Below are 1874 nucleotides of genomic sequence, written 5' to 3' on the forward strand. Positions count from 1 at the left end.
TTTGGCGGGCTGGCGGCCCTGCTCAACATCGCCAACCTGACAGTGGCGCTGCAAGGGTATGACGAGAGCAGTCGCAAGAATCAGGGCAACCCCGCGGCCCAGCTGGAGCTGAGCCGCAACCTTGCTTACACCGCCGCCTGGACCGGCAGCGCCATGGTCGCCATCAAGCAGGGGCAGGTGGTGGTGCCTGACCATCTTCTTGAGAAACGCTTGGCTCTTGCCATGAAGGAGAACCCCGCCCTGGTGCGCCGCTTTGCCCTCACCACCGGCTGGATGACCGGGTTGGGGCTGTTGGCGGCGGGGCTGGAGGCGTGGGAAACATGGCAAAAGACCGGGGATAATACCAATGCCGATATGGAGCAATTTGGTTACCAGCTAAAGCTGGCAGGTTTGGCGGCGCAAGGTGGTGCTATGGGACGATCCCTTATGCTGTTGGGCCGTGGTGTATCACTCGGTGCGATCTGGGCCCCCTGGATGGTCGCCGCCATCGGTATCGGAACCCTGCTCTATCTGGCCGCCACCGTGATACTGGCCCGCTACAGTCGCCTGCCTGTCGAGCGTTGGCTGTTGCAATCCACCTGGGGTACCGAGCCGGCAGGGTGGAACCCGGTATACGAGCTGGCGCAGTATGAACGGCTCAGCAGTCAACCCACTGTCAGCCTCAAGGGCCGACAGCTTGAGATCGGGTTACCCGGTTATATCAACAATGTTGCCATCGAGTTGGCGGTGCGTCGCTTTAAGGTCCCTAGTGCCCTGCACCGGGAAGCTGCCATGGCTGGCGGGTTGGGGGAGCCCGAAGCGCTTGCTGTGCGTGTCGTCAGCGCAACCCGTGAAAAGTTGCTGCTGGATATGAGCAAGGTGCGGCTGACCGATGTCGATGAGCTGGTGGTGTGCATTGTCTACCCGAGTGCTGAAAGCCTGAGCGGTGAAGCCCAGCGCTTTGTAGCCAGAGGATCCTTTACCAAAGGCGTGATATTAACTGCAGAATTTGATATCAAGCTGCCAGTGAAAGGTACGAGCATAAGGTTGCAATAACATGAGTGAAACGACAGAACACCCGCAGAACGCAGAGGCTGATGGTGCTAACCACTACTACAGCGAGCAATATCTTGAATTGCAAAAGGAGCCGGTCTTATATGAGTGGCAGATTGACCATACCCCGCGAGCTGCATGGTCATCGTCACTGTTAATGGGTGGCGTGTTTTGGCTTATTGCATTAGTGACTTTCATCAATGGCAATAGTCATAATGCATGGTCTTCACTTTGGTTTTTTTTGATCTTTGGGGTTATATCTGTTTTTTACAGTCGATATTTAACTGACCCCAATCAGCTCTATCACTACCGAATGACCGCCAAGGGGATTTACTACACCCAGCAGGATAAGATCCCGGAGGTGGCTTACATCATTATGCGTGGGATTGGTGGCCTGTTGATTGTGGTCAGCATCATTGCCGTCGGCTTGGTGGGCCCGCTGGCATTGGCCGGTGCAGGTGCAGGTGCATTTCTGGCCTTTAAAATAACCAATATGAAACCAAGGGTCCGCCATTATGGGTGTATTTTTAAGGGCTCAGGTGAAATATCAGTTTTTGGCAAGCTGTGCGGTATGGAAATCATGGAGATCCCGTATAGCGGGGGGGAATACGCTCTCGTATTTAGCAAGCCAGAGGAATATCAACGTGTACTTGGTGATATCACGCGAGCGTTACCGCAATATAAAGTAATTGAAGCTGCGAGCCGTAAGGAGTTTGGTTATTGAGACATGGGGGGATTCTGGGTGATTCTGGGACGGGTGATTCTGGGACACCCACCATTTTGACAAGGGCATCGCGCTATGGTGGCCAAGCCCACTTGGCCACCGCCCCATAAACAGTCAG

General features: G+C 54.7%; 2 protein-coding genes. Both read left to right on the forward strand.

Annotation, left to right across the window (positions count from 1 at the left end):
• Positions 1-1035, forward strand: a 1035-nt coding sequence (locus AB5Y48_RS18305) for a hypothetical protein (RefSeq protein ID WP_368165404.1), incomplete at its 5' end; no start/stop codon positions are given.
• A 1-nt stretch (position 1036) separates the two neighbouring features.
• Complete coding sequence (locus AB5Y48_RS18310; RefSeq protein ID WP_368165406.1) at positions 1037-1756, forward strand: hypothetical protein; 720 nt, start codon at positions 1037-1039, stop codon at positions 1754-1756.
• Positions 1757-1874: the final 118 nt, after the last annotated feature.

Source organism: Aeromonas sp. R6-2, from assembly GCF_040908155.1.
In the GTDB taxonomy this organism is placed as follows: Bacteria; Pseudomonadota; Gammaproteobacteria; order Enterobacterales; family Aeromonadaceae; genus Aeromonas; species Aeromonas schubertii.